Source organism: Rhodococcus sp. NPDC058521, assembly GCF_042719695.1.
Lineage (GTDB): Bacteria > Actinomycetota > Actinomycetes > Mycobacteriales > Mycobacteriaceae > Rhodococcus_F.
The window spans coordinates 65,847-78,709 of record NZ_JBHXNL010000001.1; the positions used below are offsets into that span (position 1 = coordinate 65,847).

The following is a 12,863-nucleotide window of genomic DNA, read 5'->3' on the forward strand; positions in this document are numbered from 1 at the left end:
GCGGAACGTGTGGCGAGATCGGACCCTGTCCTGACGCGACGAAACCACTCACTCGAAGACGAGACCAGGCGGCAAGCCATGGAACGCCGCGAGGAACTCGGCGGCCTCGGCGATGCCGTCGCGCTCGGGTGTCGTCAGCGCGACGTCGGGCCGCACGGTCACCCTCAACTGCTTCGCTCCGACCTTGCGCTTGAACGTCCCGACGTCGCGTCCGTCCACCACGACGATGCCACCGCCGGCCTCGCCCACGAGCAGGCCCCGGTCCGCTACAGGGTCGCGTCGTGGGAAACCAGTGCTCGGATAACTCAGCGCCGCTTCGTCGAACGTGGACAGCAGGTATGCCGTGTGCTTCCGGGTGGTGCGCCCGGTCAGCTTGGGGTCGAACCAGAGAGTCTGGTCCTCGCAGTCGACGGACTCGAGTGGGAGCGTCGACCGAAGGTCCGCCGAACGGGTTAGTTCATCTGTGGCGGAACGAATCTCGGTGAGGGTTAGGCCGCTCCAGCGCGAGAGATCGCGCTCTGACGCGGGCCCGTGGCCGGCGTAGAACCGGTGGGTGAGCTCTATGATTGCCCGGTCACGGGTCCATGTGTCCGAGTGTGCTGGGGGAATCGTCTCGTCGACGAGGACATAGGTCTGCTCGGACCCGCGGGGTGGTCCGGAGCAGATGACTGAGCGCACTTCGGCGGTGATGAGCTGGTGAGCCATCGCTTCGCCAGGGCCGGGCAGCCCCGCCGCTGCGAACTTCGGTCCAAGTTCCTTGCGGGTCATGGCGTTACCGCCGGCCAGGAGGTCACGCAGGAGGCCGATACCGCGGTCCTTGACCTCGGGGGTCAGCCCGAGCTGGCGATGGCGGGCGGGCATGGCGCCCTCGACCTTCGGACCGGTGAGCGACTGGATCCAGCGCAGGTCCTCGGGCGCAACGAAGTGCCAGGTGGGTCGCATGATGTGGGTGCGCACCCAGCCACCCGCCGATTGCTCGGCCAGCACATCGGCATACGACGTCGTGCGTGAGCGCATCGCCAGTGAGTGTGCTGCGAGCGGTGCATCTTGGCTCTGGACGCAGGTGAGCAGGCGGACCGCGTCGGCGGCGCGCGTGAGCGGTGCCGAGGAGAGTCGCTGGACCGCGAGCCGTCGGCGGAGCACCCAGTCGCGGGTGACGGTGCGCGTCATCGTGTGCGGCTCGGCGGCATACGGAGGCGCAAGAGAGTCACAGGGTGCGGCGCATCGTGAGACGGGGCATCTTGCTGGCCGTCGCATCCGTCGTCCCGACGACCTCGAAGCCGGCGCGCTCGAACATCGCCTTCGTACCGACGAACGCCATCGTGAGGTCCATGCGTCCCTTGGGGTCGACAGGGTGTGCCTCGACTGCCGGTGCGCCGTTGGCCGCGGCGAAGTCGACCGCGCCCTCGATGAGGTGCCCCGTCACGCCGCGCTTGCGGAAACCCGAGCGCACGACGACGCAGATGATGCTCCACACGGGCAGGTCGTCCGTCGGAAGCATGAGCTTGGACCTGTGGAGTCGGGTGATCTCCGAGCGCGGGCCGATGCTGCACCAGCCGACCGGTTCGCCGTCGAGGTAGGTGATCACCCCTGGTGGGTGCTCGCGTTGGCACAGCGCCCGGGCGGCATTCTCGCGCTGCGTGGGACCCGTGCCGCCCAGCTCCTCGATCTCGCCGGCGGTCAGGCGGTGCGACAGGCACCAGCAGTGGGTCGCGCGCCGGTTCTTGTTGACCACGTCCGCGAAGTCTTCGAACCGTTCGGGGGTGACCGGATGCGCCTCCCATTCGGGTTCGGCGACGTGGCCGGATTCGCGGTGGGACCTGGGCGCAGCGCTCATGTCGACCATCCTGACCCACAAGTCGGAACAGTGTTGCTTTCCCGGGGAAGTCGGCCGGGTCCGGCCTATGTCGGAGATCCTCAGGGCCGCGAATGGTCGACGCTGCGCTGGCTCAGCGGAATCGTCCCGTGGCCTGTCGATGTCCGTGTGGCAGGACGCCATGGCAGGCGACCTGGCAATGCTCTCCGGCAGCTCACTCGCTGACCAGGTCGGCATGCGCAATGTCGTTGGTGGTGGCCGATTTCGTGCGGTCGCGCTGATCTTTCAACGCCACACCCAGTGCGATCGCAATGACAATCGCGATCAGACCGAATCCTGCAGGCATGGCCACGGCCCACGAACTGGATTCGAGTGTGGCGAAGGCAGCGGCCGTGATCACTGCGATCCCGATCGATGTGCCGATTCGCTGCCCGGTCTGCATGATTGCGCCGGAACTGCCCGCGTAAGCCAGCGGTACTTCCGCCAAGGTCAATGTCTGATTCGGACTGATGACCGAACCCTGTGCCACGCCGATGAACACCAGAGACAACATCAGCCACCATGCGCTGAGATAGCCGGCCTCGTGCAGGACGACCACCCCGATGCTCAGGGCCAGGCCGGCCAACGCGAAAAGTAGTCCACCGATCACGACCTTGCGTCCGTACCTCATGACGTGGCGTCCGGCCCAATTGGCAGCCAGCGCGGAGATTACTGCGGCCGGAATCCCGACTGCACCGGCCCCGAGCGCGGACGTGCCGACTCCGTCCTGCATGTAGAGCGCGACCAGGACCCAGATGCTGGTCATGCCCATGAAGTACAAACCGACGATCATGCTGCCGTTCGTGAAGCTGCGGGTGGAGAACAGGTCCAGGTCGACCATCGGGCTATGTCCCTGACGCTTGTACCGCCGTTCCCACCGAACCCACCCGTAGGTCAGGCCGATCCCCGCAGGGACCAACAGCCAGAGAAGCGGCGATCCACCGGCTTCCATGAACGGGAAGAGAGTCGCAAGCACGGCGAGTCCGATCATTGTCGAACCGACAGGATCCATCGAACGCCATAACCCCGTAGAGCCGCCGAGTTCGTCGGAGGTCGTCCTGGGCGTTCGGTGGAACAGTGGGCGGGGGAACCACAAGTACGCCAAGGCGATGCACGCGAGTCCGATCGGCACGTTCACCAGAAAGGTCAGACGCCAGCCGAGATCGTCGCCGCCGAGTTCGATCAGGAATCCGCCAAGCACGGGCCCGATGCCCACTGCAACCCCCACTGCGCTGCCGAAATAGCCGAACGCACGGCCCCGTGCCGCACCCCGGAAATACTGTTGAATCATTCCGACACCCTGCGGGTTCAACAATCCCGAACCGAGCCCCTGCGCGAAACGCGCGACATTGAGCGCCTCGGCGTTCGGCGCGAGACCGGCCGCGACGGACGAGACTGTGAAGATCACGACGCCGACGACGAAGATGCCGCCGCGGCCCACGAGGTCTCCCGCACGGCCCGCAGCCACCAAGACGACGCCGAACGTCAACGCGTAGCCCGACAACACCCATTGCACGTCGGATTGAGTCGCACCCAGACCACTCTGGATCGAGGGCAATGCGACATTGACGATGCTGACGCCGACCAGCGACATGAAGATTGCGATGAGCAGAACCACCAGAATTCGCCAACGCACTGGATCGGGCGTCTCTGCTTCTGGTCCGTTCACGTAGACCTGATCCTGCGCCAATCCCTACCTCCGCACTCTCGTCTTCGCTGCCTCCTGTGCGAACACGTCGTCGACACGATTCATTCCCCGATCGGCAACTCCGTGCCACGACGCGGAATACGCTGGAGTTGTACGCCGGATATGCCGCCAGCCCGAAACGAACGCCATGAGTAATCGCCCACCTAGTGATGCGACGGTGGCCGGTGGACCGCCCACAGCGCTCGGCAGCACGACCAGACCCTCGGGTGGATCGACGCCCGAACTCGTGGTCGACAGTGGGACCGATCGACTGCTCGCGCACTGGGAATCCACGGGCTCACCGTCGGCGCTCGGCGACTACCTGCCGGATACCGATGCGATTCGGCGGGCCGCTCTCGTCGAGTTGATCAAGGTGGACCTCGACTACCGTTGGCTTCACACTCGGCAGCCGAAGCGGATTGCCGACTACTGCCGCGAATTCCCTGAGCTGCTCACCGAACCATTGCCCGCGGAACTCGTCTACGAGGAGTACAAGGTACGACGGGAAAGCGGGGCAGCAGTCGAGCCCGACGACTACCTGGCCGAGTTTCCTCAGCAGGCATCCCGTTTCGAAGCCCTTGTCGACGAGGACCGGCGCATTTCGGACGGTGCATTGGCCGATGTGGCCACCGCCGGGTTGGGTGCGGGACAGAGCCTTGACGACTTCGACCTCGTCGCCGAACTCGGACGCGGTGCGTTCGCGCGGGTGTTCCTGGCACGGCAGCGGTCCATGCAACGGTGGGTGGCGTTGAAAGTGTCGCGCAACGTCGGGATCGAACCCCAAACTCTCGCGCAGCTCGACCACCCTTACATCGTTCGAGTATTCGACCAACGAACACTCGACGACCGCCATCTGCAGGTGCTCTTCATGGAATATGTGCCCGGAGGCACCCTGCTCGACGTGGTGCGCAATGTCCGCGATACCGCGTCCCAGAACCGGTCGGGACGATTGTTGCTGGACACCATCGATCAGGCCTTGGCAGCAAATGCAGTGATGGTTGCGGGAGACACGTCGCAACAAGACGAGATTGCGGCACTGCCCTGGCCGGAGACGGTCGCCTGGATCGGGCTGCGGCTCGCGGAGGCACTTCAGTATGCGAGCGACCACGGTGTATTGCACCGCGACATCAAACCGGCGAACGTGCTACTCGCCATCGACGGAACCCCCAAGCTCGCCGACTTCAACGTCAGCTCCAGCGACACGGTCCGTGCCGGTGGGGGTGCGAGATTCATCGGCGGCTCCATGGCATACATGTCGCCCGAACAGCTCGAGGTGGTCGACACGGATTCGTCGCGGACCCCCGGCGACCTGGATACGCGCAGTGACATCTTCGCGCTCGGCGTGATGTTGTGGGAATTGTTGACTGGGAGCCGCCCTTTCGTGGAACCGGCCACCACCGACGGGTCGCCGCCCTCCCCGGCCGCATTGCTCGCGACCCGCAGTCGCGGCATCGACCCCGCGCATACGCTGCCCGGTTGTCCCGCCGCCCTGCGTCGCATTCTCGTGAAGTCGCTCGAGCCCCGTCGCGATCACCGGTGGTCGAGCGGGCGCAAGTTGGCCCGGCAATTCGCGCTGTGTCTGGACCCGCACGCACGCGAGCTGGTCTACCCGCCGCCCGACACTTGGCGGTCGAGGCTGTGGCGATGGTCTGTTCCCCTCGTGCTGCTGGCAATCGGCGTGCCGAACTTGGTTGCCGCCGGGTACAACTACCACTTCAACCAGCTGCTGATCGTCTCGCGCCTGGACATACCCGTACAGCAGCACCTCCAGCAGGTGCACCTGCTGGTCGGTGTCGTCGCGTTCGGGTTGGGCGCTGCGCTGATCCTGTATTGGTGTCGGTGTGCGCTCACGGTTCCGCGTGGTTTGAATTCTGGACGCACGTACAGCGCCACTGTGCTGCAGAAGGCTCGGCGTGCGGCACTCGGTCTCGGCAACCGCGCCGTAACCGTCAGCTTCTGTCTCTGGCTCGTCGCGGCACTCGTCTATCCCATCGCACTGCAGATCGTCGCCGGTGGTGTACCCGGCGGCACGTACCCGCGGCTCACGGCGTCACTGGCGGTGTGTGGCGCTGTTGCGCTCGCGTACCCGTACTTCATCCTCACGTTCTTCGCTGTCCGGTGCCTGTTCCCGATACTGCTGTCGCACGGCGAGTTGCGCAGTGAGGACGGTCGTCGGATCCGATCTCTGGCCCGCACCTCGACGCGGTATCTTGCGCTCGCCGCCGCTGTTCCACTGATCGGAATCGCCGGACTCAGTTTCGGCGGCGACGCGACCACCTCCGGGGTTCGGGTGCTCTGCGTGGTCGGGATCGTCGCGTTCATCGTCATCTATCAGTTGTTTCGGCGCATCGAGGCAGATCTGCGTGCTCTCGAACGAGTGGTGCGTCTCGAGGTACCCGGCGCGCCGACGACCCCGGCGCAGCCACGTCGAGCCGGGCCGTTCAGGCGGTGATCGGGTTCTTGTCCGGTGTGTTCGACGCCACCGCCCCGAACTCGTAACCTGACCGCGTGGAATTGATCATTGCGAGCAACCCCGACCCGGACTCGCGGTTGCCGTACCTGCTGTGGGTTCCCCTCGGGCAAGGGTTGGTCTTTCGCACATCGGGTACGTGGCCCCGCACCAAGGCTCTGTATTGCCACGCGGTCTCCGCAGCAGAGTGGCCCGGCGAACCAGAGGTCGTCGAGCGGATCGAGCTGCAGTCGTGTATTCGTCGGGGAGCGGCCGTGGACGTGGTCGCCGCACGATCGCGAGAGAACCGCTCCCAGCTCGTGTACACGACCGCACGCGGTCGTGACGTCGTCTTCTGGCAGAGTGCGCGTACTCGCAAGCAGGCCCGACCGGGGGTGCGCACCCCCGCCGCCCGCGCTGCCGGAATCGTCGAGTTGCCGATCGTGATCGACTCTCGTGAGCGGTACGCATACGACTTTGCGGGCAAGTCGGTGCGAACCGCTCGACGTGTGCTGCCATGTGGTGACTACGGGCTCGTCGTCGACGACCGTCTCGCGGCGGCAGTCGAACGCAAGTCGCTGTCCGACTTCACGTCGAGTTTGCTCAGTGGCCGCCTGAAGTACCAACTGACCGAGCTTGCTGGGCTGCCGCGAGCCGCCGTGGTCGTGGAGGACCGGTATTCACAGATCTACACCGGTACCCACGCCAAGCCGGCAACTGTGGCCGACGCGATCGCCGAGGTCCAGATCGCGTTTCCCAACGTGCCGGTGGTGTTCTGCGATACGAGGAAGCTTGCACAGGAGTACACCTATCGATACCTCGCGGCCTGCCAATCGTGGTTCTCCAGCAACACTGATATCGCCGCGCGTCTCGGTGACGATCACGAACTCGCTGCGGCGCCGGCGCAGCCGGGACCGAGTACGGCGGAGGTGCGTGCGTGGGCACGCGAGAACGGGTTCGGTGTACCCGCGAGAGGCAGGCTTCGACCGGAAGTGTGGTCGGCCTGGAGTGCGGCACATCGGAGTTGACAGCTCGGTGGGTAGGTCATTCCTGCTGTGCCCGGGTCGTAGCAGGGTGCACAGCGATCAGTCCGAGACCTGCGCGGCGTTTGCAGAGCTTCGCCAGTTCGTCGTATGCGGCCTTTCCGAGCATTTCGGTCAGTTCCGGCGCGTAGGACTGCCACACCTGCTTCTTGCCGACATGGGCGTCGGGGGAGCCCGAGCAGTACCAGTCGAGGTCTTCACCGCCCTCGCCCCAACCGCGCCGGTCGTACTCCGTGATGGTGGTTCGCAGGATCTGCTCGCCGTCCGGCCGGTCCACCCACTCCTGTGTTCGCCGGATGGGAAGCTGCCAGCACACATCCGGCTTCACTTCGAGAGGCTCGATTCCGCGGTCGAGGGCCATCGAGTGCAGAGCGCACCCCACACCGCCCTCGAACCCGGGCCGGTTGAGGAAGATGCACGCCCCTTTGTACCGCCGTGTCCGCAGAGCCGGCTCGTCCTCGAGGTCGTCTTCCTCGACGTAGCCCTTCTTGCCGAGCCCCTTCGCCATGAACTGCCACTTCTCGGGTGTGAGCATCTTCACGGACTCGTTCAACTTCTCGAGGTCTTCGTCATCGGAGAGGAACGCACCGTGCGAGCAGCAGCCGTCGTCGGGGCGATCGGCATAGATGCCCTGGCACGCGGGTGTTCCGAACACGCAGGTCCAGTGCGAGAGAAGCCACGTCATATCGGCTGCAATGAGGTTTTCGGGGTCCGCCGGATCCAGAAACTCGACCCACTCCCGGGGAAAATCGAGGGGAACCTCCGGGGTGGGATTCATCTTGTGAGACCGGTCCGTCTTACCTGCTGTCACAAGGCCCGACGGTAGACCCAGTACCGTGTTCATGTGCGACTTGGGGTACTCGACGTCGGAAGCAACACCGTCCATCTGCTCGTAGTGGACGCCCACAGGGGCGGCCACCCCACACCGATGAGTTCCACGAAGGCGGCGCTGCGTCTCTCGGAGAACACCAACGACGCGGGTGACATCACCACGGCCGGTTCGGATCGCCTCGTGTCGACGGTTCGTGATTTCGCAGCTATCGCCGAGAAATCGGGCTGCGGTGAGCTCATGTCCTTCGCCACCTCCGCTGTGCGCGACGCCAACAACTCGGAGGAGGTGCTGTCCCGAGTTCGTGGTGAGACGGGCGTGAACCTCGAGGTGCTCTCGGGCGTGGACGAGGCTCGTCTGACCTTCCTGGCGGTGCGCCGGTGGTTCGGGTGGAGTGCCGGTCGGGTTCTCAACCTCGACATCGGCGGCGGATCTCTCGAACTGACGGCCGGCGGCGACGAGGACCCGGATGTGGCGTTCTCCCTGCAACTCGGCGCCGGACGACTCACTCGCGATTGGCTCGACGCCGACCCGCCGGGTAAACGTCGCATCGCCGTGCTGCGTGACTGGCTCGACGCCGAACTCGCCGGACCGGCGAAGGAGATCCGGGCGGCAGGTGAATGGGACCGATCCGTCGCCACATCCAAGACCTTCCGCTCCCTGGCCCGACTCACGGGTGCCGCACCTTCCGGTGCAGGTCCGCGCGTAAAACGTACCCTCACAACCAGCGGCCTACGGCAACTCATCGCGTTCATTTCGAGAATGACCGCCGCGGACCGTGCAGAATTGGAAGGTGTCAGTTCCGATCGGTCACAGCAGATCGTGGCCGGGGCACTGGTTGCAGAGGCGAGCATGCGCGCGCTCGGGGTGGACGAACTGGAGATGTGTCCGTGGGCGCTGCGCGAAGGTTTGATTCTGCGGAAGCTGGATACCGAAATGGGCGGTGAATTGATGGTGAATGCTCGATGACCGACGAACCCGAAGACACGGGGCAGATTTCTGTTGCCGAGTTGCTCGAGCGCAACGGGCAGCAAGTGGCGTCCAGTGGTGGCCGTCGCCGCCGCGGCGCAACGGGCGGCATTTCCGTCGCCGAGTTGACCGGTGAGATCCCGGTGTACCGGGACGCCTCCGAGAACCGGAACCTGGCCGAGCCGGCAGCGTCCGGTGCGGCCGACTCCGATTCGGGTGCGGCCGAGAAGTCCGAGTCTGCGCAAACCTCCGCCGAGCCCTCGGCGCGGACCGAGTCGGCGCCCAGCGCTTCGGCGTCGTCGTGGAACGCTGCGCCTGCTGCTTCGTCGAACCCTCCGTCCGCGAGTGCGCCCGCTGCGCCGTCGTCGCCGAGTACGCAGGCGTGGAGTGCTGCGCCGTCCAAGCCCGCCGAGAGTGCACGACCGCAGCAGTCGGCATCCCGGGGCGAGACGAACTCTTTCCCTGGGACGCAATCCGTGCCCGAGACCCAATCCTGGAATGCATTCGCACCGTCGACCGGCGCCACGCCGACGAGCTCGTCGTCCAAGGCCGCATCTTCGGACTACGACGATGACGATGACGACGAGCCGATCGCGAGCCGCCCGCAGCTGCGGCCGCGCACCACGGGTCGCTCGGAAGGAGCGACGCCACGGCGGGACCAGTCCGGTTCGTGGGCGAGTCGCCCGGCTCCCACCCGTGCGCCCGCACAAGCACCCGCTCAGCAGGCGCCCGCCCAGGCTCCCGTCGCGCAGGCGCCGGTAGATCGTCGTACCCCGTCGGAACCGTCGCTCCTGTCGGGCCCGGACAACCGGTTGATGCACCGGAACCGTCCCGCAGCCGATCCGTCCGCGTCCGATCCTTCCGCGTCCGATCCTTCCGCGTCCGATCCTTCAGTGCCGAGCACTGCCGGAGCGAAGCCCACCGACGACGTTTCGGGCGAGGACAAGACTCAGGTCGCGGGTGCTCCGGTCGGACGTGCGGCTTCGCGCGCGGCAGCCAAGGCCGAGGCGAACAGCCGCAAGCTGTCGCTGAAGGACCGACTTGCCGCACGTGCGAAGTCGGTGAAGGGTGCCGACGACGAGGCCGAGGAGCCGAGGGTGGCTCCTTCCGCCTCCGCAGTGGCACCTGCCGGTGCTCGGCCGGTCGGCGCAAACCGTTCCGAGCACGATGCGAACAGGACTGTCGACGCGAACAGGTCCGTCGAGGCGGCCGACGCCGAACACTCCGACGAGGACACCGAATCGGGCGAGAACACCGAGAACGAGTCCAGCAGCGCCCGCGAGTGGGCACTGCTCGTCGGACAGGGCGTAGTCGCGATCATCGCGGGTGCGCTGCTGTTCAAGGGCTTCGAGAAGCTGTGGGACATGCTGCCCTGGGTGGCACTTATCCTCGCGCTTCTGGTGATCGTCGGTTTGGTGGCCATGGTGCGCATCCTGCGCCGAACGGATGACATCACGAGCTTCGTGATAGCCGTCGTGGTGGGGATGATCGTGACGTTGGGTCCACTCGCCTTCATGCTCGCGTCGGGCTGATCGACACATGGTCGGGGATACCGGGTCGGACAGCTACACACACGAGCAGGACGCGGGCGGTGGGACAGGTCGGCAGAGGCGGCCGAAGGTCCTGGTAGGTCTTTCGACCGCCTCGGTGTATCCGGAGAACACGGAGGCGGCTTTCCGCTACGCCGCGGAGCTGGGCTACGACGGTGTCGAGCTCATGGTGTGGGCGGAGTCGGTGAGTCAGGACGTGTCGGCTGTCCGTGCTCTCGTGCGTCGATACGCCGTGCCGGTGCAGGCGATTCATGCGCCGTGCCTGCTGATCTCGCAGCGTGTGTGGGGTTCCGATCCGGCAGTGAAGCTCGAGCGGTCGGTGCGCACCGCCGAGGAGCTGGGTGCCACGAGCGTCGTGGTGCACCCGCCGTTTCGTTGGCAGCGCAGGTACGCCGACGGGTTCGCCGATCAGGTGGCCGAACTCGAAGCCGGACGCGACGTCCTCGTCGCGGTGGAGAACATGTTTCCCATGCGGGCCGACGGCTTCTTCGGGAGCAAGGAGAAGTCGGCCGAGCGTCTGCGTCGCCGAGGTGGCCCGGGACCGGCCCTGTCGGCATTCAGCCCGTCTTACGACCCCACGGACTGTGGGCACGAGCATTACACGCTCGACCTGTCGCACACGGCGACGGCGGGTATGGATGCGATGAAGTTGGCCAAGCGGATGGGTAGCGGGCTGTCGCATCTGCATCTCGCGGACGGGCGGGGCGCCTCTCTGGACGAGCACCTGGTCCCCGGCCACGGGAACCAGCCGTGCGTCGAAGTGTGCCGCCATCTGATGGACTCCGGGTTCTCCGGTCAGGCCGTGATCGAGATCAACACGCAGAACGCGCGCACTCGGCGTGAACGTTCGGCGATGCTGGCTCAGGCGCTCGCCTTCGCGCGACAGAACCTCGAGGCTGGACGGCCGTCCGCCCGGATGTGATCGGTCCGGTAAGCTCTCGGACTTGGATAGTATTGGTATCCAGGTGCGGCGGGTAGGAGGTGTGATGCGGGTTTCCGAGTTGGTGTCGAGAAGCGGCGTCCCCTTGGCCACGGTCAAGTACTACCTGCGTGAGGGCCTCCTGATGCCGGGCGAGGCCACCAGTGCCACCCAGGCCAGATACGGCGACGAGCACCTGGACCGCCTCGCGCTGATCAAGGCGCTGTCGAACGCAGGCCTGGCCATTCCTCGAATCAGGACGATTCTTCATCTGATAGAAGATCCGACAGGTTCCCGATTCGAACTCCTCGGCGACGTCATCGCGCAGCTTCCGCCCTATCTGCCCGAATCGGACGATCCGGCTCCGGACGAATATCCGCGCGCCAAACGCGTGCTCGAAAAACTGGGGCAGATCTACGACCCGGGCTTCGTTGCCGTTGCCCAACTGGAGCAGGCCCTCGCGGCGGCCGAGAACGCGGGCATCCCCATGACCGACGAACGCCTGGAGGCGTACGGCGACCATGTGCGCGGAATCGCCGAGGTGGACATTCGGCTGATGCCGCGAGGTTCGGCCGCAGAACAGGTGAAGTACGTCGTTCTCGGCACGATCCTGTACGAGCCGGTCATCGCAGCTCTCCGCCGTCTCGCGCACCAGGACTTCACCGCGCACGCGTATCGAAGAAGTACCGACCACCCCGATCGACAGGAACCATCGTGAGTACCAGCCCCTTCCATGATCTGAACGAGCTCACCGCAGACGGCGAGAATCGATTCGAGGCATCCATCGACCCGGTCTGGACCATCGGACCGAAGGTGCACGGCGGGTCGATGATGGCGCTGTGCGCTGCGGCTGCTCGTCGCACGTTCCGTGACGGGGACGCAGATCGGCCCGAGGTGCAGCCCCTCGCGGTCAGCGCGAACTACCTCGCAGCTCCGGATCCGGGAGCGGTCTCGTTGTCGACGACGGTGCTCAAGCGCGGCAAGCAGGCGTCCTTCGTGGACGTCGAACTCGCGCAGGGGGAGCGCGTTGCCGTACGGGCCTCGGTGACGCTCGGCGTTCCGGACTCGGACGAACCCGTCCACATGGAACACCTGTCTCCGTCCGCCATGCCGGCCACGCCGCCCGCCGACGCGATCGTCCTGACTCCGGACCATCCGATGGGGCAGATCGTGCACGTGGCCCAGGGTTGCGACATGCGGGTGGACGGCTCTTCCGCACACTTTCTCACAGGTGAGAAGGGTGAGCCGGAGATTCGGATGTGGGTCCGCCCCCGCCCCGCCGACGAGGAGGACTCGGACACCGCGGCACTCTTCGCGATCATGACCGGCGACCTGTCCGCGCCGGTGACCATGAACCGTGGCATGTTCGGCTGGGCTCCGACGGTGCAACTGACCACCTATCTCCGGCGTATGCCGGCACCGGGCTGGTTGCGCGTGATGGCGCGCAGCACGGTGCTGGGCGGCACCTGGTTCGAGGAGGACCACACCGTTCTCGATTCGACCGGGGCCGTTGTGACCCAGAGTCGTCAGTTGGCCATGATCCCGCGCTGATCCACACCAGC

11 protein-coding genes are annotated in these 12,863 nt (G+C 65.9%); 7 read left to right on the plus strand and 4 right to left on the minus strand.

The genetic code is table 11. The annotated features are described in order from the left end of the window. Positions 1 to 48: 48 nt before the first annotated feature. The 3 genes from ACFWO3_RS00270 to ACFWO3_RS00280 all read right to left on the minus strand — a co-directional run bounded on the left by ACFWO3_RS00270 (position 49) and on the right by ACFWO3_RS00280 (position 3,524). The gene (locus ACFWO3_RS00270; RefSeq protein WP_378572521.1) at positions 49 to 1,170 is read right to left on the minus strand and encodes a winged helix DNA-binding domain-containing protein; all 1,122 of its coding nucleotides are present in this window, start codon (positions 1,168 to 1,170) and stop codon (positions 49 to 51) included. A gap of 37 nt (positions 1,171 to 1,207) precedes the next feature. Then, a complete protein-coding gene (locus ACFWO3_RS00275) occupies positions 1,208 to 1,837 on the minus strand; it encodes a GNAT family N-acetyltransferase (RefSeq protein ID WP_378572523.1) in 630 nt (209 codons plus the stop codon). Between the two features lie 193 nt (positions 1,838 to 2,030). Further along, positions 2,031 to 3,524: an MFS transporter gene (locus tag ACFWO3_RS00280; protein ID WP_378572525.1), complete on the minus strand. Its 1,494-nt coding sequence runs from the start codon at positions 3,522 to 3,524 to the stop codon at positions 2,031 to 2,033. Between the two features lie 166 nt (positions 3,525 to 3,690). Here ACFWO3_RS00280 and ACFWO3_RS00285 point away from each other — a divergent pair, with 166 nt between their 5' ends. Beyond that, on the plus strand, positions 3,691 to 5,994 hold the full coding sequence (locus tag ACFWO3_RS00285) for a serine/threonine-protein kinase (protein WP_378572527.1): 2,304 nt from the start codon (positions 3,691 to 3,693) through the stop codon (positions 5,992 to 5,994). A gap of 56 nt (positions 5,995 to 6,050) precedes the next feature. Continuing rightward, positions 6,051 to 7,019 (plus strand): ERCC4 domain-containing protein, encoded by a 969-nt coding sequence (locus tag ACFWO3_RS00290; protein WP_378572529.1) that lies wholly within the window; start codon positions 6,051 to 6,053, stop codon positions 7,017 to 7,019. Between the two features lie 16 nt (positions 7,020 to 7,035). On the opposite strand, the gene ACFWO3_RS00295 is transcribed toward ACFWO3_RS00290, so the two are convergent. Beyond that, complete coding sequence (locus ACFWO3_RS00295) at positions 7,036 to 7,812, minus strand: hypothetical protein (protein ID WP_378573921.1); 777 nt, start codon at positions 7,810 to 7,812, stop codon at positions 7,036 to 7,038. A 66-nt stretch (positions 7,813 to 7,878) separates the two neighbouring features. Here ACFWO3_RS00295 and ACFWO3_RS00300 point away from each other — a divergent pair, with 66 nt between their 5' ends. The 5 genes from ACFWO3_RS00300 (at position 7,879) to ACFWO3_RS00320 (ending at position 12,852) form a co-directional block, all read left to right on the plus strand. Next, positions 7,879 to 8,832 (plus strand): hypothetical protein, encoded by a 954-nt coding sequence (locus tag ACFWO3_RS00300; protein WP_378572531.1) that lies wholly within the window; start codon positions 7,879 to 7,881, stop codon positions 8,830 to 8,832. Then, positions 8,829 to 10,364: a hypothetical protein gene (locus tag ACFWO3_RS00305; protein WP_378572533.1), complete on the plus strand. Its 1,536-nt coding sequence runs from the start codon at positions 8,829 to 8,831 to the stop codon at positions 10,362 to 10,364. Before ACFWO3_RS00300 ends, ACFWO3_RS00305 begins: the two co-directional genes overlap by 4 nt. Before the next feature lie 7 nt (positions 10,365 to 10,371). Further along, entirely contained in the window at positions 10,372 to 11,304 is a 933-nt protein-coding gene (locus tag ACFWO3_RS00310; RefSeq protein ID WP_378572535.1) for a sugar phosphate isomerase/epimerase family protein, read from the plus strand. Positions 11,305 to 11,368: 64 nt separating this feature from the next. Then, positions 11,369 to 12,019 (plus strand): MerR family transcriptional regulator, encoded by a 651-nt coding sequence (locus ACFWO3_RS00315; protein WP_378572537.1) that lies wholly within the window; start codon positions 11,369 to 11,371, stop codon positions 12,017 to 12,019. Next, the gene (locus ACFWO3_RS00320; RefSeq protein ID WP_378572539.1) at positions 12,016 to 12,852 is read left to right on the plus strand and encodes a thioesterase family protein; all 837 of its coding nucleotides are present in this window, start codon (positions 12,016 to 12,018) and stop codon (positions 12,850 to 12,852) included. Before ACFWO3_RS00315 ends, ACFWO3_RS00320 begins: the two co-directional genes overlap by 4 nt. Positions 12,853 to 12,863 lie beyond the last annotated feature (11 nt).